Below are 19,935 nucleotides of genomic sequence, written 5' to 3'. Positions count from 1 at the left end.
ATCAGCATACAGGAAGTCGCTAATGAAAATAGCTCATTTTTTTATAGACCGACCGATATTTGCTACGGTGATTTCTATCATTATTGTGCTTGTTGGCGGCCTTTCCTATTTTAACCTGCCTATTGAACAATACCCACAAGTTGTTCCTCCTACCATTCAGGTTACTGCATCCTATCCTGGAGCTAATGCTAAAACTGTAGCAGAAACAGTAGCTACTCCGATTGAGCAAGAGGTTAATGGGGTTGAAGGTATGTTATACATGGACTCTCAATCTACGGATGATGGTCAAATGCGTCTGACGGTGACGTTTAAGCTGGGAATGGATTTAGATTTAGCCCAGGTATTGGTACAAAACCGTGTTGCAATTGCTGAGCCGAGACTACCTGAAGAGGTGCGTCGTATAGGTATTACAACCGTAAAAAATGCACCTGATTTAATGTTGGTAATTAATCTTTTTTCACCCGATGGTCGTTATGATCAGACCTATTTAGGGAATTACGCAGTCTTAAACATAAGAGACAAAATAAGGCGTATCGCTGGTGTAGGAAATGTGCGTTTAGTGGGTGCTAGTGAATATGCCATGCGGGTGTGGTTAGATCCAGATTTGATTAATTCTTACGATTTAACAGCAAATGACATAGTTGATGCTATGCGCTCTCAAAATGTCCAAATTGCCAGTGGTACGTTAAACAGTCAGCCCCAAAAAAAACAATATGGCATTGAATACAACATTGAAACTCGTGGACGCCTGGTTAATTCACAGGAGTTTGAAAATATTATTGTTAAATCAGGGGAAGATGGGCGGATCGTGCGCTTGAAAGATGTAGGGCGTGTGGAATTGGGTGCCCAAGATTATTTTACAAAGGGTTATCTGGGGAGTTTTCCGGCAATTGCGTTACCCGTGTTTCAACGACCAGGCACCAATGCATTGGCAACTGCCCATGAAATCATTTCTACCATGAAGGAGATTTCCAAGGAATTTCCTCCTGGAATTGCCTATAAAATTGCCTATAATCCTACAGAATTTATTGCTGAATCGATTACCGCAGTATTTCATACTATCTTTGAGGCCATTGCCTTAGTTGTCTTGGTTATTATTATTTTTTTACAGTCTTGGCGTGCAGCAATTATTCCGATTATTGCTATTCCGGTCTCTTTGATTGGAACGTTTGCGGTGATGCAAGGGATAGGTTTTTCCCTTAATTATTTAACATTATTTGGTTTAGTATTGGCCATTGGTATCGTCGTTGATGATGCGATAGTTGTTGTAGAAAATATGGAGCGTAATATTCGTGCTGGTATGGCTCCGAAGGACGCTGCAAGAAAAACCATGGATGAGGTAGGTGGGGCGCTTGTAGCAATTGGTCTTGTACTGGTAGCAGTATTTCTGCCTACTTTATTTTTGCAGGGCATATCAGGGCGTTTTTACCAGCAATTTGGGACAACAATTGCGGTGGCTACTGTGATTTCAGTTTTTGTATCATTGACTTTAAGTCCAACCCTTGCGGCACTTTTACTGAAACCTCATTCACAAGAAAAGCAAAAAACGTCCGTCGCTTTGTTGAGACCGGTCTATTCCTTTTTGAATGGATTTAATAATGCATTTGAAAGAGTGTCTGTCCGTTATGGAAAATTAGTAGCAAAAGTGACACGCCGTACGGCCTTCATGCTAGTAATTTATGCCATCCTAATTGCAACAACATTCTTTCTATTTAGGGTAGTACCTACAGGTTTTATTCCAAAACAAGATCAAGGGTATTTTATTATTTCAATCCAGTTGCCTCCGGGAGCATCACTCGATAGAACCGATCAGGTTGTTAAAAAGGCATTGAAGAAAATATTGGCTATTCCTGGTGTAAGTAATGCGGTTGGTTTTACGGGGTTTGCCGGGGCAACATTCACGAATTCATCAAATGCCGCGGCTATCTTTCCAGTACTTGATTCCTTTGAAAAGCGTCGAGAGAAAGGGTTAACTTATGATTCTCTGTTGACGAGATTAAGAGAGGAAATGGCGAGCATTAAAGAGGCAATGATCGTTGTAATTCCTCCGCCTCCTGTGCGTGGAATCGGTAATGCTGGCGGCTTTAAAATGATGATACAAGATAGGGCGGGTCGAGGAATTAATGTATTGTCAGAAGCTGTTGCTAATTTAGCACTTAAAGCAAACCAGGCCGAGGCAACTACCTCTGTCTTCACGTTCTTTGAAAATAGTACCCCACGTATTCACTTGGCTTTTGAGCGTGAAAAGGCGGAGCGTCTTGGAGTACCAGTAGCACGAGTCATTGAAACCCTGGAGGTATTTCTAGGTTCTGTGTTTATTAATGAATTTAATTACTTAGGTAGAACATTTCGCGTTATCGCTCAAGGCGACTCTGAGTTTCGCCATACACCCGATGACATCTTACGTTTAAAAGTACGTAATAATTCAGGTGACATGGTTCCTATTGGTTCTGTCGCAACTCTTGAAGACACGGTTGGACCTTCAAGAATGCCTCGCTATAATTTGTATCCGGCAATTGATCTGATTGGTGATGTGAAGCCTGGTTATAGTACTGGTGAAGCATTAGCAACTATGGAAAAACTTGCTGCAGAAGTGTTGCCTGATGGAATTGGCTATGAATGGACTGAGCTTGCTTATCAACAAAAAATGGTAGGAAATACCGCAATAATTGCTTTCATATTAGGAGTGGTTTTTGTTTTTTTACTCTTATCAGCGCAATATGAAAGTTGGATTCTGCCAATTGCTATCATTCTGATCGTACCTATGTGTTTGTTTTCCTCTCTAATCGGAATAAAAATCCTTGGTATGGAAAATAATGTAATGACCCAGCTTGGGTTTATTGTCCTGATAGGATTAGCCTCAAAAAATGCCATTCTGATTGTTGAGTTTGCAAGACAATTGGAAAATAGAGGTGCTAATCGTTGGAAGGCAGCTATTCAAGCTGCAAGGCTAAGACTTCGTCCCATTTTGATGACGTCATTTGCCTTTATTTTGGGTGTTTATCCTTTAGTTATAGCTTCAGGAGCTGGCGCTGAAATGCGTCGGGCACTCGGGGTAGCCGTGTTTAGCGGTATGATAGGAGTTACTTTTTTTGGTTTACTATTCACACCGATTTTCTATGTTTTAATGAGTGGTTTCGCCCATTATATAAAACGTAAAAGACCTGCAACTCTTGAAAAAGATATCCTAAAATAAGTCGCTAATGCATTCTTTGAAGAAATTCTTGCAAATGATTTTTGTCTGCCTGACTTTGTAAATAATTGCGTAAATTTTCTATCTGATTTGCATATTCATTTTGATTTAATGCTCCGCGCATTAGCTCAAAACGCAAATAAACACAGTAAGTATTCAAAACATCGGTTTCACAATAATCTCGAATTTTTTTTAAATTACCCTGTGAATATTCATCCCATACCTTAGCACCACTCATTCCCATCTTGCCTGGAAATCCTAGCATTGAGGCAATTTCATCCAATGGGGCAAACGCTTTATTTTGATAGGCAGCAAGAATATCCATTAAATCAAGATGGCGGTAATGAAAACGATTTAAATAATTATTCCAGCGAAAATGTTGATGATTCTCACCATTCTCCCAATAAGTAGGAGCAGAAATTCCATGTAAAAGTGAACGATAGTGCAGTACGGGTAAGTCAAAACCACAACCGTTCCAACTGACAAGCGTGGGTGTGTATTTTTCCACACCAGAAAAAAATCGCTGGATTAAATCTTTTTCATCGGATTGTTCATCCCCTAAAGACCAAACCTTAAGCTGCGAACCCTGACTAAGTACTAATGAAATTGCCACAACTTTTTGGAGATAGTGCGGGAGAAAATCGTTGCCTACCTTAAGTCGACGCAAGGCAGACAGTGCCGAAACGGTATCTTCATCGGAGAGATCTTGCAGGTCGTAGAGCTTTCGACCAGCCTCAACGTCTGGAATAGTTTCTATATCAAATACAAGTATACTCATTTTGTAAATTAAAGTTGAGAGCAGCTTTGCACAAACTAACATAGCTTGATTATTTTGTGAAATGGACTTTTTCATGAACTCATGAATGGTATTTGGATTGCTTCGCGCTGCTCACAAAGACGTGATGGGGTCTTGATAATATTTAAAGAGAATCTTATAAAAAATGTTTTAATTTATCGGTATTTTTGCTACTAATAGGCGCATAAAAAATTCGATTAATAATAAAAATGAAGTTAAAACAAATTGGCTTGATTCTTTTCTCAATATTGCTTGTTTCTTGTGCTTCTCGTCCTCCTCGTGATGTGAATAATATCTGCAATGTTTTTCATCAATATCCCAAATGGTATCGCGATGCAGTTGATGTTGAACGTCGTTGGAAAGTGCCAGTTGCAGTACAAATGGCAATTATTCATCAAGAATCAAAATTTGATGCAAGAGCGCAGCCACCACGAACTAAATTATTATGGATTATTCCATGGAAAAGACCTTCGACCGCGTATGGTTATACACAAGCTCTTCGCTCCACGTGGGCCTTATATAAACGCTCCGCAGGTGGCGGGGGTTTTTGGGCCTCTCGTGATGATTTTTCAGATGCAGTGGATTTTGTGGGTTGGTATGCAAATCAGGCAAATCGTATTGCCGGTATTCCACGTAACGATGCTTATCGTTTATATCTTGCTTATCATGAAGGAATCGGAGGGTATCAACGTAAAACCTATTTGAGGAAACCCTGGCTAATTCAGGTTTCTCGAAAAGTAAAAGCGAGATCAGAAATATTCCAGGCGCAAATGAATCATTGTCGTGGTTCATTGCCGCGGCGTTCATGGCTTAGATTTTAATGTAGATTGCTAATGACATTCAAACCTTGAGAAGGTAGGATGAAGATTAGTTTAAGTAGGAGCTAATTGATGCGTTTAATGCTATTGGGTGGTCCAGGTGCAGGAAAAGGAACTCAGGCGCTAAAATTGATTAATCATTTTAACATTCCCCAGATCTCTACTGGAGATATGCTTCGTTCAGCAATTGCTGCAGGTACAGAATTAGGTTTGAGTGCAAAAAAGGTAATGGATGCCGGTAAATTAGTTTCGGATGAAATTATCATTGGGCTTGTAAAAGAGCGCCTTCAGCAACCTGATTGTCAGAATGGTTTTTTATTTGATGGGTTTCCACGAACGATACCCCAGGCTGATGCTTTAAAAAATGCACATATTAAACTTGATCATGTAATTGAAATTGCTGTGCCTGATGAAGAAATTATAAGCCGAATTAGCGGCCGCCTTGTGCATGTGCCTTCAGGACGTATTTATCACATTAAGTCTCATCCGCCAAAGAAAGATTTTTTGGATGACGTTACTGGCGAACCATTAATTCAGCGTGATGATGATAAAGAAGAAACAATTAAAAAGCGCTTAGCGGTTTACCATCAGCAAACAGAACCATTGATTAACTATTATCAAGAATGGGCTAAAACCAAAAATACAGATGCACCTCAATTTCACCGTGTTGAAGGTGTAGATTCGGTGGATACTATTTTTTCCAAGATCTTAGCCTGTATTAATTAGGAGAAAAGTCATGGTACTCCATGAGCTAAAAACAAAGGAATTTGAGGAGTTTATTGAAAAAAATGAGCTTGTATTTGTCGATTTCTGGGCTGAATGGTGTGCGCCATGTAAAGAGTTCGGTCGAGTTTATCAACTAGTCGCCGAACAATATCCAGCGATTAAGTTTGCTAAATTAGATATTGAAAAAGAACCTGAACTTTCCGAAATTTTTCAAATACGCTCTATTCCTCATCTTATGGTTTTTAAAGAAGGGATTGCAATCTATTCAGAAGCGGGGAGTATGCCTGAGTCAGTATTAAAAGATTTAGTTGAGCAAGCAATTAAGGTAGATGTCAGTGAAATACGCGCTCAAATAGAAAAAGATGGACACTAATTTAAATCGAAATACGCGAAAATTAATTTAGAGTGTTGTGTTGAGTATCGCGCAGTTTTTGTCCTACACTGCGTGATAATCAACAATTACTGATAAGTATGAAGTAGATATTCACTAAGTTCTTGCATATTTTCTGGAGAAAAATTTAATCCAAGCTTGGTGCGCCGCCATAAAATGTCTTCACTGGTGTGAGCCCATTCTTCTCTGCATAGATAATTAACTTCAGCCTGGAAAAGGCCGCTACCAAAATCATAACCTAAATCGGTCATTTTGTTACAACCTGCTAATAATTCCTCAGTACATGTACCGTAGCTGGCAAGATAACGTTCTTTAATCTCATCGGTTAGCCAAAAATATTTATCTCGTGCGTAAAATAAATAGTCCTTGTAGGACATATTATTCCAAGTTGCCCCGGGCAGAGGGGTGTGTTCAGTTTTGGAGGTTCCCAAATAAGGAAAGACTGTTTGCAATTTATTAATTGTTTCCATAGCTAATTGGCGATAAGTTGTAATTTTTCCGCCATAAATGGTTACCGCTGGGGCAGGTGAATCTGTATAAAAGTAGGTATAATCCCGGCTTAATGCTTTAAGTTCTCCTGATGCTGCCAACAAAGGTCTGACACCACTCCATGTATTAATTATATCTTCTCGCTGGATAGAGGTACGCAGATAGTTATTCACTAATGCACATAAATAATCCACTTCCTCGTTCGATATATTGATTTCATCGAGTGAACCTTTCAATGCTACATCAGTAGTTCCTATCATGGTATGACCTTGATAGGGAACAATAAAAACAATGCGTTTATCCTCGTGTTGTAAAAGGTAAGCGTGTTGGCCTTCATAAAGCTTATGCACTACAAGATGGCTTCCTTTTACTAAAGACAATTTAAATTGATTAGGAATTCCTAAGAGTTCATTACACGATTCAACCCAGGGTCCAGTGGCATTAATGATAGCTCTGGCTTTAATCAGATGCTCTTCTCCAAACATGGTTTTGACCGTTAAGTACCAGAGTCCTTGTTCAACAGTGGCATGAGTGAGTTTGGTATAGTTGTGGATAGCTGCACCATGCTTTTTTGCTAATAAGGCATTGGTAATCGTGAGACGAGAATCATCCGTGGTGCAGTCATAAAGCAGAAAGCCCTTGTCATATTCTTTTTTTAAAGGAGAAAAATAGGGCCCTTGCTTGCGTCGAATAAATTTGCTTTTAGGTAATTGATTATTTCGACTTAAATTATCATAAAGAAATAAACCTGTTCGTAATAACCAGGCTGGTCGCATGCTTTCTTGATAAGGAAGCACAAATAATTGAGGTCGAACTAGATGGGGTGCTAAGGTTAACAAGCGTTGGCGCTCATCCAAGGCTTTTTTCACGAGTCCAAAATCATAATACTCAAGATATCGCAAGCCACCATGAATAAGTTTACTACTACTTGAAGATGTTTTAGACGCGAGATCACCTTGTTCCAGAAGAATAACGGATAAACCGCGCAAAGCAGCATCTGCAGCAGCACCACAGCCATTAATACCGCCGCCTACCACTGCTACATCAAAAATCTGCTCCATGTTTTAGTCCTCAAAATACGCGTCTAAATAAAAAAGGTTATCCTAAGCGTAGCGAAGAATCATAAGAAAGTGTAGTGAAGATTTTATGTTAGGATAATAGTTTAAAAAATCTCGAATTAATTATAAATTTATTAGGAATTCTAATATTTTAAAATAATCTGGCTATTAGATTTTAGACCTCAGAAATTTTCATAGGGAAATACGCAATGAATTATCTTCTTGCCATCGATCAGGGCACCAGCAGTACCAGAGCAATGTTGTATGACATTGGGGGTAAACTCATCACGGCCAGTCAATATCCACTTACCCAGTTTTATCCAAACCCTGGTTGGGTTGAACACGATCCCGAAGAAATCTGGTCAAAAACATTGAAAGCGATGCAAGATGTGGTGGCTCGGGTTGAACCACAGAAGATTATTGCTTGTGGTATTACCAATCAACGAGAAACAACGGTGATTTGGGATAAACAAACTGGTAAATGCTTAGCCCCCGCTATCGTTTGGCAGGACAGGCGAACAGAAGGATTTTGCCAATCATTATCTGAATACACAAAGCTACTCCAAAAAAAGACAGGACTCTTGCCTGACCCTTATTTCTCTGCAAGTAAATTGCATTGGCTTTTGGAGACCATTCCTGAAGCACGTACTCTTGCCGCTAAAAATCGGCTTGCATTTGGGACTATGGATACATTTTTAATTTGGCGTCTTACCCATGGTCAGGCACATTTAACGGATGTAAGTAATGCTTCACGTACACTGCTATTTAACATACTTGAACAGCGTTGGGATGATGAGTTACTTACTTTATTTAACATACCTATTTCTGTTTTACCGGAGGTTTGTGCAAGTGATTCTCATTTTGGGGTTATTGATCAAGTACATGTGGGAGCAAATATTCCTATTACTGGTGTCGCAGGTGATCAGCAGTCTGCATTAATCGGCCAACGTTGTTTTAGCGATGGTATGGTCAAAGCAACATTTGGGACAGGGGGTTTTTTGCTTATGAATACCGGGAAATTGCCGGTTGTCTCTAATCATCGATTATTAACAACAATTGCTTATCGTATAAAAGATGAAACAGTCTATGGGTTAGAAGGAAGTCTTTATCATGCAGGTACCACAATTAAATGGCTGCGTGATGAGATGAAGCTGATAGACACAGCCGCAGAAACCGAGACGCTTGCCAGAGGGTTAACAAGCAATGAAGGTGTATATTTAGTCCCTTCTTTTACGGGGCTTGGAGCGCCTCACTGGTTTTCAACACCCGGTGCTGCAATTGTTGGCCTTAGCAGAACAACCAACCGTGCTCACTTCGCACGAGCTGCTCTTGAAGCTGTTTGTTATCAAACTCGAGATGTATTGGATTGCATGAGAGACGATAGTCACTTGGATGTTTCCTTATTACGAGTTGATGGGGGCATGGCTGCCAATCAATGGTTTTTACAATATTTGGCATCACAATGCGGTTTAACAGTGCAACTACCTTCCGACATCGAGACAACTGCTCAGGGTGCTGCTATGTTAGCAGCGTTAGGTTGTGGTTTGGTTGGTTCGTTAGATGCGCTTCAAAAGACTTGGCAGTGTGCAAAAGAATTTTCCGCTGAGCAGACAGAAGTGATTGAAATGGATTATTCTGGTTGGAAAAGAGCTTTAAATATGGTGATGGCGGGTAGATAACTGTATTGCAAATATATTTCATATTGCGAACACAATGAAGCAATCTTTTTTACTTCTTATTTGAAGAGTATCAGGATTGTTTTGTGGTGATCGAAAAAACCTGGTAATCAGTCACTTCGCTAATCTGGGATTTAATTCCATCCGATAAAATGTCAAGGCATTCAAATAAAGTACTTTCTCTGCCAGTGTAGGATCCAGACCATCAAGAATAATTTGAATATCATCATCTTTAAAGGGTCTCGGAGCACGCGTTGAGGGTAAATCGGTACCAAACATTAATGCATCCGGATTAGCAAGGCATATATCTCGTAATGCCTGAATTACATTAAAATTAACTCGACCAAATCCTGTAGCTTTTACTTTAACTCCTTGCTCAATTAAGGCAAGCAATGTAGGAAGACCCTCTCTTGATAAGCCAAGATGATCAATACTAACAGCCGGCAAGTTTATTAAAGTCGAAGTAAGTTCTTTAAGTTCGCGTGAATCGATATATAACTCAACATGCCAACCGGCAAGTTCGTATACCCTCAGAGCAAAATCTTGTAGGTGATTAACATTTTCCGAGCCTCCACGTTTTAAATTAAAACGAATGGCGCGAATACCAGCTGCTTGTAAGCGTATGATTTCTCTATCTGACACAGAAAAAGGCAGTTGAGTTACACCGATAAAAGTCGGCCCTAATTCTTTCAAACTGGTTAGTAAATAGCTTTGATCAAAGCCTTGAAATGAGCCAGAAACAAGAGCGCCACCTAAGAGATTGAATCGCTCCAGGCGCTTATAATAATCAGAAATAGTAAAAGATGCTGGCAGATAATTATTGTTGGGAATTAAGGGAAAACGCGGATCAATAATATGGAAGTGACTATCAAAAAAGCAAATCCGTTGCATTAAGTAATCCTGTGGAATTATATGAAAGGGATAGCAGCCATAAACTGGCTGCTAAAACTATTATTTCACATCGCGTTCGCGTTCGCCTGTATAAAGCTGGCGAGGTCTGCCAATTTTTGATTTATTGGCTACCATTTCCATCCAGTGTGACATCCAACCTACTGTTCTTGCAAGTGCAAAAATAACGGTATACATGTTCGTTGGAATACCAATAGCACTTAATGTAATTCCAGAGTAGAAATCGACATTAGGATAGAGTTTCTTCTCAATGAAATAATCATCTTCCAGGGCTATACGCTCTAGTTCCAATGCAAGTTTAAACAGTGGTGCATCATGTGCTCCTACTGCATTTAAAACTTCATAGCAGGTTTTACGCATTACTTTGGCACGGGGGTCATAGCTCTTGTAAACTCGATGTCCAAAGCCCATCAAGCGGAAAGGATCATCTTTATCTTTAGCGCGTTTGATATAGTGATTTATATGTTTTACATCACCAATTTCTTTGAGCATGTTTAAGCAGGCTTCATTCGCTCCACCATGAGCCGGTCCCCACAACGCACCAATTCCAGCTGAAATACATGCATAAGGGTTAGCACCTGTTGATCCTGCCAGTCTTACTGTCGAGGTTGATGCATTTTGTTCATGATCAGCGTGCAGCGTAAAGATAGTATCCATAGCATTCACAATCACGGGATCAGGGACTACATCTTCAGAAGGCACACCAAACATCATGTGTAAAAAATTTTCTGCATAAGACATTTTATTCTGCGGATACATATAGGGCTGGCCCACAGAATATTTATAACTCATTGCTGCTAATGTAGGCATTTTTGCAATTAAGCGAATGGCCGAAATATAACGATCTTTCTGATTGTTTAAATCGATAGAGTCATGATAAAACGCAGACAATGCCCCAACAATACCCACCATGATAGCCATAGGATGTGCATCTCGACGGAAACCGTTTAAGAAGTTATACATCTGTTGATGTACCATCGTATGGTTATTAATTAAGCTTACAAAGTCCTTTTTCTCTTTTTCATCAGGAAGCTCCCCATTGAGGAGTAAATAGCTGACATCAAGAAAATCTTTCTTCTCAGCTAGTTGCTCAATTGGATAGCCTCTATACAGCAATACTCCCTTGTCTCCATCAATAAATGTAATTTTTGACTCGCAGGCAGCGGTGGCAACAAAGCCAGGATCAAAAGTAAAATAGCCTTGAGCAGCTAATTTATTGATATCAATTACATCATTACCAAGTGTTGGGCTATAAATGGGAAGCTCAATCGGTTCATGGCCGTCTATACTAAGTTGTGCAACTTTTTGAGTCATCGCGTCTCCTAAGTTATGGCTTCATAGCCTCTCTCTTGCGTTTGTGCGCAGAACTATATAAAAATGGCCCTTTACAGTCAATTTATCTGTGTGCAAATTCGATTTCAACAGTCTGAATAAGTATGAGACAATTTTGGTTATTTTAATAGGGATAAAGAATGATAAAGCCGGCGGAATTACCATTTAACAAGCGCGGAGCCGTTTACCATCTGGATTTACGCGAAGAAGAGATCGCTGATTTTATTATTACTGTAGGAGACCCGGGACGGGTTCAACAAGTTAGCCAATATTTTGACCGGCTTGAATTTCAATGCGCCCATCGTGAATTTGTAACACATACCGGCTACATCGGTTCACAACGGTTGAGTGTGGTATCCACTGGAATTGGAATGCCTAACATTGATATTGCAATGACAGAAATTGACGCTCTGGCAAATATTGATTTAGCGACACGAACCCTACGTGATAAGACCAGATCGTTTACTATTATTCGACTTGGTACCACAGGGGGGATCAAACACGATTGTAAACCAGGCGATGTAATGATTAGTCGTTATGGAATTGGATTTGATACTTTTCTAAATTATTATGACTTTGAATTATCTTCAGAGTTGAAAGACTTACAAATAGCGCTTCAGGCTCATTTAGGCATAGACTCTGAAGCATTCTTTGTTGCAAATGCAGATGAACAATTAGTCGAGAATTTTAAGAGTTTAGGAACTGTAGGTATTACTGGGACTTGTGGGGGATTTTATGGGCCGCAGGGCCGTGGACTGCGCTTGCCGTTGCGCTATCCGGCTTTCTTGGATAAGTTGAGTAAATTTAGTTTTGCAGGATTTGGTGTTACTAATCTTGAAATGGAAACAGCAGCTATATTGGGTTTAGGTGCTCTCTTAGGACATCGGTGTTTGTCGATTAGTGTTGTTTTGGCTAATCGAATGACAGGTGAGTTCTTAAGCAACATAAAATTAAACGTTGATAAGTTTATAATCAGTTTTTTGGAGCTTATACCATCTATTGTCAATGAATGAGGATTTAAGAAGAGGATATTGATTCAATTGAAGCGCCCTGTGTGCTATCATTCTAACCTAATTTATTTGCCTATAATGCATAAGGATACGTTCTAGTTATGGTTTATCTAGCCAAAGAAATCATACCCGTCAATATTGAAGACGAATTAAAACAGTCCTATCTCGATTATGCAATGAGCGTTATCGTGGGGCGAGCTTTGCCTGATGTACGGGATGGTCTAAAGCCTGTTCACAGACGTGTGCTTTTTGCCATGAGTGAATTAGGTAATGATTGGAATAAGCCTTATAAAAAATCAGCCCGTGTGGTAGGGGATGTGATCGGTAAATACCATCCTCATGGAGATACAGCAGTTTACGATACGATCGTACGTATGGCGCAGCCTTTCTCTATGCGTTATATGCTAATTGATGGGCAGGGTAATTTCGGTTCTGTTGATGGTGATTATGCTGCAGCGATGCGTTACACCGAAGTCAGAATGTCAAAGATTGCTCATGCTTTGCTTGCAGATTTAGAAAAAGAAACGGTTGATTTTAGCCCTAACTACGATGAAACCGAATTTGCTCCTGTCGTTTTGCCAGCAAGAATTCCAAATCTTTTGGTCAATGGTTCTTCAGGTATTGCTGTAGGAATGGCGACGAACATTCCTCCTCATAACCTCACTGAAATTATTAATGCCTGTATCGCTCTAGTAGAAAACTCAGATCTTTCGATTGACGATTTAATGGAATATATTCCTGGGCCTGATTTCCCTACTGCCGCTATCATCAATGGTAAGGCGGGAATTGTTCAAGCCTATCGCACTGGCCGTGGTCGTATTTATGTTCGTGCTCGTACGGAAATTGAAACAGAAAATCAAACTGGCCGCCAAGCAATCATTATTACAGAATTACCCTATCAGGTGAATAAGGCTCGATTGGTTGAAAAAATTGCAGAATTGGTACGCGAAAAACGAATTGAAGGCATCTCAGGATTACGAGATGAATCCGATAAACAAGGGATGCGTGTTGTTATTGAATTGAAACGCGGTGAAGTGCCTGAAGTCATTTTGAATAATCTTTATGCTCACACCCAAATGCAAAATGTATTTGGTATTAACATGGTGGCTTTGGTTGATGGACAACCTCGTACCTTAAATTTAAAAGAGGTTTTGGACCATTTCATCAAGCATCGCCGTGAGGTTGTAACCAGACGTACTATCTTTGAACTTAAGAAAGCAAGAAATCGTGCTCATCTTTTAGAGGGTTTAGGTATCGCTCTGGCAAATATCGATGAAATGATCGAATTGATTAAGAAATCTGCGACACCTCAGGATGCAAAAGAAGCGTTATTAGCTCGCGTATGGGAACCTGGTTTAGTAAGGGGAATGTTGAAACACGCGGGTAGTGACGCTTCTCGTCCTGATGATTTAGGCAAGGAGTTTGGGTTAACAGAGACAGGCTATCGTTTATCAGCTGAACAGGCGCAAGCTATTCTTGAATTAAGATTGCACCGTTTGACCGCTTTGGAACAAGATAAAATCATCAATGAGTTTGAAGAGCTGCTGGGTGTTATTAAAGAACTACTCGACATTCTGGCTTCTCCTGAGCGACTCATGCAGGTTATTCGTGAGGAGCTCTTAGAGATTAAATCTCAATTTGGTGACGGTCGTCGCACAGAAATTCTCGCTTCTCAAGAAGATTTAACCATTGAAGACCTCATTACCGAAGAAAATGTTGTTGTTACTTTATCTCATCAAGGCTATGTCAAATATCAGCCTATCTCATCCTATCAGGCTCAACGTCGCGGTGGTAAAGGCAAATCGGCCACCAATGTTAAAGATGAGGATTTCGTTGAGCGCTTGGTGATTGCCAGTACGCACGATACCTTATTATGCTTCTCCAATCATGGAAAATTATATTGGCTAAAAGCCTATGAATTACCGCTAGCCAGTCGAATTTCACGAGGCAAACCTATCGTTAATATTCTTCCTCTTGCAGAAGATGAATCGATCAATGCAATGTTACCTGTTCGTGAATATACTGAGGGCTATTTTGTCTTCATGGCGACTAAACATGGTACGGTTAAGAAAGTCCCCCTTGAAGCCTTCAGTCGTCCCCGTTCCTCAGGAATTATTGCAGTTGATTTGAATGAAGATGACCGTCTGGTTGGTGTGGATATCACGGATGGTACTAAAGATATCATGTTGTTTACTGATGCGGGTAAAGTTGTTCGTTTTGATGAAAATCTTGTACGTCCCATGGGTAGAACTGCACGTGGGGTAAGAGGTATTCGATTGCATGAAAACCAATCAGTCATTTCATTAGTGGTTGCCAAACCTCAGGGCACCATATTGACAGCCACTGAAAATGGTTATGGTAAACGCACTCATATTGAAGAGTATCGTGTCTCTGGACGAGGGGGGCAAGGTGTCATATCTATCCAGGTCAGTGAGCGAAACGGTAAAGTAGTTCGTGCTGCGCAAGTTGAGGAAACTGATGAAGCGATGCTAATTACTGACAAAGGTACTTTAGTTCGATTCAGAGTAGCTGAGTTGTCGATTATTGGACGTAATACTCAAGGTGTTCGTCTTATTAATGTCAGCTCTGGTGAGCATGTGGTGGGTATGCAACGAATTGAAGACCTTGGCGAAGCTGAAGACTCAGACTTAGGGGACGAAACAGACACTCAAGACTCATTATCTTCCGATGAGTCCTATGAAGGCGATAATGAATAGGGCATACAACTTTGGTGCTGGTCCTGCGATGTTGCCTGAGCCTATTCTTAAGGCAGCACAAGAAGAGCTCTTGAATTGGCAAAACTCAGGGATGTCGATTATGGAAATAGGCCATCGAACTCCAGAGTTCATGGAGTTGATGGCTCAAGCTGAACAGGATTTACGTGATCTTTTAAAAATCCCTGCCAATTATCATGTCTTATTTTTAGGTGGTGCAGCACGTACCCAATTTGGAATGATTCCTTTAAATTTTCTGAAAAATGATGAGCAGGCTGGGTATTTCATTACAGGCCTTTGGTCTTCTTTTGCCTATCAGGAAGCTTGTAAATTAAAGAAGGCTTATTGTGTGGCAAGCGATGAAAAAAATGGTTTTATTAGAGTACCTTTAGTCGATGAATGGCAATTGAAAGAAAAAACAAGTTATCTGTATTTTACCTCTAATGAGACGATTAATGGGGTGCGCTTTCCTCAAACTCCTGTTGCTCCAGGAATACCCTTAATCGTCGATATGACGTCAAGTTTGTTAAGCGAACCAATCCAGGTTGAAAATTATGATTTAATTTTTGCTGGTGCTCAAAAAAATATAGCGAATGCAGGTTTAACTGTCGTTATTGTGAAGGAAGAATGGTTGCATACCATTGGTAATCAGATAATTCCGACCATGCTGGATTATCGAGTTCATATCGCTGAAAAGTCTATCTATGCTACTCCGCCCACATTTAATTGTTATATGGCGGCAAAAATGTTCCAATGGGTTAAAGCTCAAGGTGGTGTAGAGGCGCTGTACGCCGAAAATTGTAAAAAAGCAGCTAAACTTTATAGATATATTGATTCTTCCTCGTTTTATTATTGTAAAGTTGTTCAGGAATACCGGTCGTTAATGAATGTTTGTTTCAATTTAAGAGATACCACTCTCGAATCCCTCTTTTTAGAGCAGGCTCAACAACGCAATTTATTAGCGCTAAAAGGGCATCGAGCGGTAGGAGGACTCCGAGCAAGTATTTATAATGCGATGCCCTTTGACGGAGTAAATGCCCTTATTGAATTTATGTGCGATTTTGCTAAGGAATACTACCAATGAAATTGCTACATTTTGTAAGCAGCCCAACCAATACTTTATCAGGGGACGTTACTGTTCCAGGTGATAAATCTATTTCTCATCGCTCCATTATCTTAGGTGCTATAGCAAAGGGTACAACGACTATAAGTGGTTTCCTGGAAGGCGAGGATTGTTTGGCAACGTTAAAAGCATTTCAGGCTATGGGCGTTGCTGTAGAGGGGCCGGTTGCCCAGCGTGTTGTTATCCAGGGTGTAGGAAAATATGGTTTACAAAAACCCACAGGAGTGATTGATTGTGGAAACTCGGGCACTACCATACGCTTGCTATCGGGTCTTCTTGCTGCCCAATCATTTGATAGTGTATTAACTGGCGATGCAAGTTTGCAAAAAAGACCAATGGAAAGAGTAAGCCGCCCATTAGCCCAAATGGGAGCAGAGATACGAACAACGGAAGGCAAACCACCGCTATTTATTCGTGGTGGTTGTAAGCTCAATGGAATTACTTATGAAATGCCTGAAGCAAGCGCTCAGGTTAAATCCTGCTTGTTACTGGCTGGGATGTATGCTGAAGGGGAAACAAGAGTTATTGAGCCCGGCTTTACTCGTGATCACACAGAGCGGATGCTGACCACATTTTCTTATCCTATCCAAAAATCAGAGAATACAATCATTATTAATTCGGAAAGTGAATGTCTAGGAACGGATATCATCGTTCCTGGTGATATTTCCTCGGCTGCTTTTTTTATTGTCGCAGCAACAATTATCCCTGGCTCAGAACTTGTTATACGAAACGTTGGTATTAATCCTACCAGAACTGGAATTATCCAGATATTAACGAGCATGGGCGCTGATATCAGTCTGAATAATAAACGATTATGTGGAGAAGAATTAGTCGCCGATCTTTATGTCAAATACGCTCCTCTGGAAGGGATTGATATTCCCTCGGAATTAGTACCTATTGCCATCGATGAATTCCCAGCTATTTTTATTGCAGCAGCATGCGCAAAAGGTCAAACTCTATTGCATGGAGCAAGAGAGTTACGCTGTAAAGAAAGCGATAGAATTGGTGCCATGGTTGAAGGATTGCAAAATTTAGGTATCGAAGCTCAAGCGTTTGATGATGGCTTGTATATTAATGGAGGAGAGCTTAACGGTGGTGAGGTAAATAGTTTTTCAGATCATCGTATTGCTATGGCCTTTGCGATTGCAGGTGCTGTAGCAAAAAATCCGGTTACAATTAAAAATTGTGCAAATGTTGCAACCTCATTTCCAACGTTTGTGCAAACAGCCAATAAAGTTAACTTGGCTATCAAGGAAATTAACGATGAAGTCAGATAAGAATGTACCGGTAATTACTCTGGATGGACCAAGTGGCACAGGCAAAGGCACAATCTGTCACATGTTGGCAAACCACTTACATTGGCATGTATTGGATAGTGGCTGTATATACAGAGTACTTGCCCTTGCTGCCAGAAAAAAAAGCATAGATTTTAAAAATGAGCAAGCTTTAGTCGAGTTGGCGCATGCTTTAAATTTAAAATTTGAAACAGATCCTGAGCAAAAAGCACAAGTTCTCCTGGATGGGACAAATGTTGTTGACTACATAAGAAGTGAACAATGTGGACAGGATGCTTCTACAATCGCAGTTTTACCTAAAGTTAGAGAAGCATTACTTGCTCGTCAACGAGCTTTTGCCATGTCTCCAGGCTTGGTAACGGATGGTCGAGATATGGGCACAGTGGTCTTCCCCGAGGCTGCTTTAAAGATTTATTTGTATGCTTCACCTGAAGAAAGAGCATCTAGACGCTATTTACAGTTGAAAGAAAAGGGAATTGATGCTAGCCTCGCCGAAGTTGTTGATGAATTGGCTAAACGTGATGCAAGAGATACATCTCGAGCACATGCGCCATTAAAACCTGCAGAGGATGCGGCTTTTATTGATACGACTGGATTAACGATTGTACAAGTGTTCGATAATGTATTAAAATTGGTCGATGAACACTTGTTTTTTCGTTAACTAATATGGGGGAAAGGCGAGGGGATCTCGTTCTTTCATTTTTTTACTAAAGAGTTTATTAATATGTCTGAAAGTTTCAAAGAATTATTTGAGCAAAGTATCATTGGTGCACAGTTTTATCCTGGAGCAATTATTACAGCAAAAGTCATCGGAATTGATGATGATTATGTTACCCTGAATGCAGGTTTAAAGTCAGAAGGTATTGTTGCTGTCGAGGAATTTCATGATAAAAATGGTCAATTAGAAATTCACTTAGGCGATACCGTCGAAGTAGCCTTGGATTCTGTCGAAGACGGCTACGGTGAAACATTGCTCTCAAGAGAAAAAGCAAAACGTCAAGAAGCATGGCGTAAATTATCCAAGTGCCATGAAAACAATGATACTGTTACCGGTTTGATTTCTGGTAAAGTTAAAGGTGGTTTCACTGTTGAAATCGGCTCAATTCGCGCATTTTTGCCAGGTTCTTTGGTTGACGTCAGACCCGTTCGTGATCCTTCCTATCTTGAAGGTAAAGAATTAGAGTTTAAAGTTATAAAAATGGATCTAAAGCGCAACAACATTGTCGTTTCACGTCGTGCTGTTGTAGAAGAAGAAAGCAGTGCTGATAGACAAGCTCTTCTTGAATCATTACACGAAGGACAAGTACTCAACGGTATCGTTAAAAATCTTACCGACTACGGTGCATTCATTGATTTGGGCGGCATCGATGGCTTATTACATATCACTGATATCTCCTGGAAACGCGTTAAGCATCCAAGTGAAGTGCTTACAGTAGGTCAAGATGTTCGTGTGAAAGTATTGAGTTTTGATAGCGAGCGCAATCGCGTTTCATTAGGTATGAAGCAATTAGGAAATGATCCTTGGGTTGACTTGGTTGAACGTTACCCTGTCAGTAAAAAACTTCAAGGTAAAGTTACTAATATTACCGATTATGGTTGCTTCGTTGAGATTGAAGAAGGCGTAGAAGGTTTGGTCCATATGTCTGAAATGGATTGGACTAACAAAAACGTTCATCCTAGCAAAGTTGTTTCAATGGGTGATGTTGTTGACGTTATGGTTCTTGAGATTGACGAAGAGCGTCGCCGTATATCACTGGGTATGAAGCAATGTGTTGGCAATCCTTGGCACCAGTTCTCACAAACTCACAATAAAGGCCAAAAAGTTAAAGGTAAGATTCGTTCAATTACTGACTTTGGAATCTTCATTGGTTTAGACGGGGATATCGACGGTTTAGTTCATTTATCGGATATTTCTTGGAATACTCCAGGCGAAGAAGCTGTGAAACAGTTCAAGAAAGGCCAGGAATTAGAAGCAGTTATTTTAGCAATTGATGCTGAGCGTGAGCGTATTTCTTTAGGCTTGAAACAACTTGAAGGTGATGCATTTACTACTTATGTAGAAGAAAATGCAAAAGGCGCTATAGTCAAAGGTAAAGTTACTGCCGTTGATGCTAAGTCTGTAACTATCGAGCTTGCTCCAGAAGTTGTTGGTACTATTCGTGCGAATGAACTCTCTGAAGACCGAGTTGATGATGCAACAAATCTCTTCAAAGAAGGTGATGAGGTTGAGGCTAAAATTATCAATGTCGATAAGAAAAACCGTACAATCGCACTTTCTGTAAAAGCTAAAGATGCTCAAGATCAAGCAGAAGCTATCAAAAAATATTCACGTAGTGGCGATGTCGCTTCAACTACGCTGGGTGATCTGCTTAAAGAGAAAATGGCCAGCAAAGAAGGCGAATAAT

At 40.2% G+C, this 19,935-nt stretch carries 15 protein-coding genes; 11 read left to right on the top strand and 4 right to left on the bottom strand.

Features of this window, described 5'->3' with window-relative positions; translation table 11 throughout:
* Positions 1-22 precede the first annotated feature (22 nt).
* On the top strand, positions 23-3,196 hold the full coding sequence (locus LHA_RS08785) for an efflux RND transporter permease subunit (protein ID WP_045106212.1): 3,174 nt from the start codon (positions 23-25) through the stop codon (positions 3,194-3,196).
* A gap of 4 nt (positions 3,197-3,200) precedes the next feature.
* Here LHA_RS08785 and LHA_RS08780 read toward each other — a convergent pair whose 3' ends face one another.
* On the bottom strand, positions 3,201-3,971 hold the full coding sequence (locus LHA_RS08780; protein WP_045107491.1) for a 3'-5' exonuclease: 771 nt from the start codon (positions 3,969-3,971) through the stop codon (positions 3,201-3,203).
* A 227-nt stretch (positions 3,972-4,198) separates the two neighbouring features.
* Here LHA_RS08780 and LHA_RS08775 point away from each other — a divergent pair, with 227 nt between their 5' ends.
* The 3 genes from LHA_RS08775 (at position 4,199) to LHA_RS08765 (ending at position 5,906) form a co-directional block, all read left to right on the top strand.
* Positions 4,199-4,810, top strand: coding sequence for a transglycosylase SLT domain-containing protein (locus tag LHA_RS08775; protein WP_045106211.1), 612 nt, complete (start codon positions 4,199-4,201; stop codon positions 4,808-4,810).
* 69 nt (positions 4,811-4,879) lie between these two features.
* Positions 4,880-5,533, top strand: a complete 654-nt coding sequence (adk, locus tag LHA_RS08770; RefSeq protein ID WP_045106210.1) for an adenylate kinase — start codon at positions 4,880-4,882, stop codon at positions 5,531-5,533.
* 10 nt (positions 5,534-5,543) lie between these two features.
* Positions 5,544-5,906, top strand: coding sequence for a thioredoxin family protein (locus LHA_RS08765; protein WP_045106209.1), 363 nt, complete (start codon positions 5,544-5,546; stop codon positions 5,904-5,906).
* 86 nt (positions 5,907-5,992) lie between these two features.
* Here LHA_RS08765 and glpD read toward each other — a convergent pair whose 3' ends face one another.
* Positions 5,993-7,474, bottom strand: a complete 1,482-nt coding sequence (gene glpD / locus LHA_RS08760) for a glycerol-3-phosphate dehydrogenase (protein ID WP_045106208.1) — start codon at positions 7,472-7,474, stop codon at positions 5,993-5,995.
* Positions 7,475-7,680: 206 nt separating this feature from the next.
* Between glpD and glpK the strand changes: the two genes are divergently transcribed.
* Entirely contained in the window at positions 7,681-9,150 is a 1,470-nt protein-coding gene (gene glpK / locus LHA_RS08755) for a glycerol kinase GlpK (RefSeq protein ID WP_045106207.1), read from the top strand.
* Between the two features lie 111 nt (positions 9,151-9,261).
* On the opposite strand, the gene LHA_RS08750 is transcribed toward glpK, so the two are convergent.
* Entirely contained in the window at positions 9,262-10,038 is a 777-nt protein-coding gene (locus tag LHA_RS08750) for an amidohydrolase family protein (RefSeq protein ID WP_045106206.1), read from the bottom strand.
* Positions 10,039-10,098: 60 nt separating this feature from the next.
* On the bottom strand, positions 10,099-11,370 hold the full coding sequence (gltA, locus tag LHA_RS08745; RefSeq protein ID WP_045106205.1) for a citrate synthase: 1,272 nt from the start codon (positions 11,368-11,370) through the stop codon (positions 10,099-10,101).
* A gap of 158 nt (positions 11,371-11,528) precedes the next feature.
* Between gltA and LHA_RS08740 the strand changes: the two genes are divergently transcribed.
* From LHA_RS08740 to rpsA, 6 genes are all read left to right on the top strand, one after another.
* Positions 11,529-12,401 carry a nucleoside phosphorylase gene (locus LHA_RS08740; RefSeq protein WP_045106204.1) on the top strand — a complete coding sequence of 291 codons (873 nt, stop codon included), beginning with the start codon at positions 11,529-11,531 and terminating at the stop codon, positions 12,399-12,401.
* Between the two features lie 98 nt (positions 12,402-12,499).
* Positions 12,500-15,115 carry a DNA gyrase subunit A gene (gene gyrA, locus LHA_RS08735; RefSeq protein WP_045106203.1) on the top strand — a complete coding sequence of 872 codons (2,616 nt, stop codon included), beginning with the start codon at positions 12,500-12,502 and terminating at the stop codon, positions 15,113-15,115.
* Entirely contained in the window at positions 15,105-16,196 is a 1,092-nt protein-coding gene (gene serC, locus LHA_RS08730; protein WP_162262805.1) for a 3-phosphoserine/phosphohydroxythreonine transaminase, read from the top strand. Before gyrA ends, serC begins: the two co-directional genes overlap by 11 nt.
* On the top strand, positions 16,193-17,512 hold the full coding sequence (gene aroA / locus LHA_RS08725; RefSeq protein WP_045106201.1) for a 3-phosphoshikimate 1-carboxyvinyltransferase: 1,320 nt from the start codon (positions 16,193-16,195) through the stop codon (positions 17,510-17,512). The genes serC and aroA overlap by 4 nt, the downstream gene beginning before the upstream one ends.
* Entirely contained in the window at positions 17,499-18,191 is a 693-nt protein-coding gene (gene cmk, locus LHA_RS08720; RefSeq protein ID WP_045106200.1) for a (d)CMP kinase, read from the top strand. Before aroA ends, cmk begins: the two co-directional genes overlap by 14 nt.
* A 63-nt stretch (positions 18,192-18,254) precedes the next feature.
* Positions 18,255-19,934 carry a 30S ribosomal protein S1 gene (gene rpsA / locus LHA_RS08715; protein ID WP_045106199.1) on the top strand — a complete coding sequence of 560 codons (1,680 nt, stop codon included), beginning with the start codon at positions 18,255-18,257 and terminating at the stop codon, positions 19,932-19,934.
* Position 19,935: the final 1 nt, after the last annotated feature.

This window comes from Legionella hackeliae (assembly GCF_000953655.1).
Lineage (GTDB): Bacteria > Pseudomonadota > Gammaproteobacteria > Legionellales > Legionellaceae > Tatlockia > Tatlockia hackeliae.
This window is presented reverse-complemented; position numbering and strand designations above follow the sequence as displayed.

Coding starts and splice junctions, on each gene's coding strand:
- LHA_RS08785 (WP_045106212.1), top strand. CDS start 23: ATGAAAATAGCTCATTTTTTTATAGACCGACCGATATTTGCTACGGTG.
- LHA_RS08765 (WP_045106209.1), top strand. CDS start 5,544: ATGGTACTCCATGAGCTAAAAACAAAGGAATTTGAGGAGTTTATTGAA.
- LHA_RS08740 (WP_045106204.1), top strand. CDS start 11,529: ATGATAAAGCCGGCGGAATTACCATTTAACAAGCGCGGAGCCGTTTAC.
- aroA (WP_045106201.1), top strand. CDS start 16,193: ATGAAATTGCTACATTTTGTAAGCAGCCCAACCAATACTTTATCAGGG.
- rpsA (WP_045106199.1), top strand. CDS start 18,255: ATGTCTGAAAGTTTCAAAGAATTATTTGAGCAAAGTATCATTGGTGCA.
- glpK (WP_045106207.1), top strand. CDS start 7,681: ATGAATTATCTTCTTGCCATCGATCAGGGCACCAGCAGTACCAGAGCA.
- gltA (WP_045106205.1), bottom strand. CDS start 11,370: ATGACTCAAAAAGTTGCACAACTTAGTATAGACGGCCATGAACCGATT.
- glpD (WP_045106208.1), bottom strand. CDS start 7,474: ATGGAGCAGATTTTTGATGTAGCAGTGGTAGGCGGCGGTATTAATGGC.
- LHA_RS08775 (WP_045106211.1), top strand. CDS start 4,199: ATGAAGTTAAAACAAATTGGCTTGATTCTTTTCTCAATATTGCTTGTT.
- LHA_RS08780 (WP_045107491.1), bottom strand. CDS start 3,971: ATGAGTATACTTGTATTTGATATAGAAACTATTCCAGACGTTGAGGCT.
- cmk (WP_045106200.1), top strand. CDS start 17,499: ATGAAGTCAGATAAGAATGTACCGGTAATTACTCTGGATGGACCAAGT.
- adk (WP_045106210.1), top strand. CDS start 4,880: ATGCGTTTAATGCTATTGGGTGGTCCAGGTGCAGGAAAAGGAACTCAG.
- gyrA (WP_045106203.1), top strand. CDS start 12,500: ATGGTTTATCTAGCCAAAGAAATCATACCCGTCAATATTGAAGACGAA.
- LHA_RS08750 (WP_045106206.1), bottom strand. CDS start 10,038: ATGCAACGGATTTGCTTTTTTGATAGTCACTTCCATATTATTGATCCG.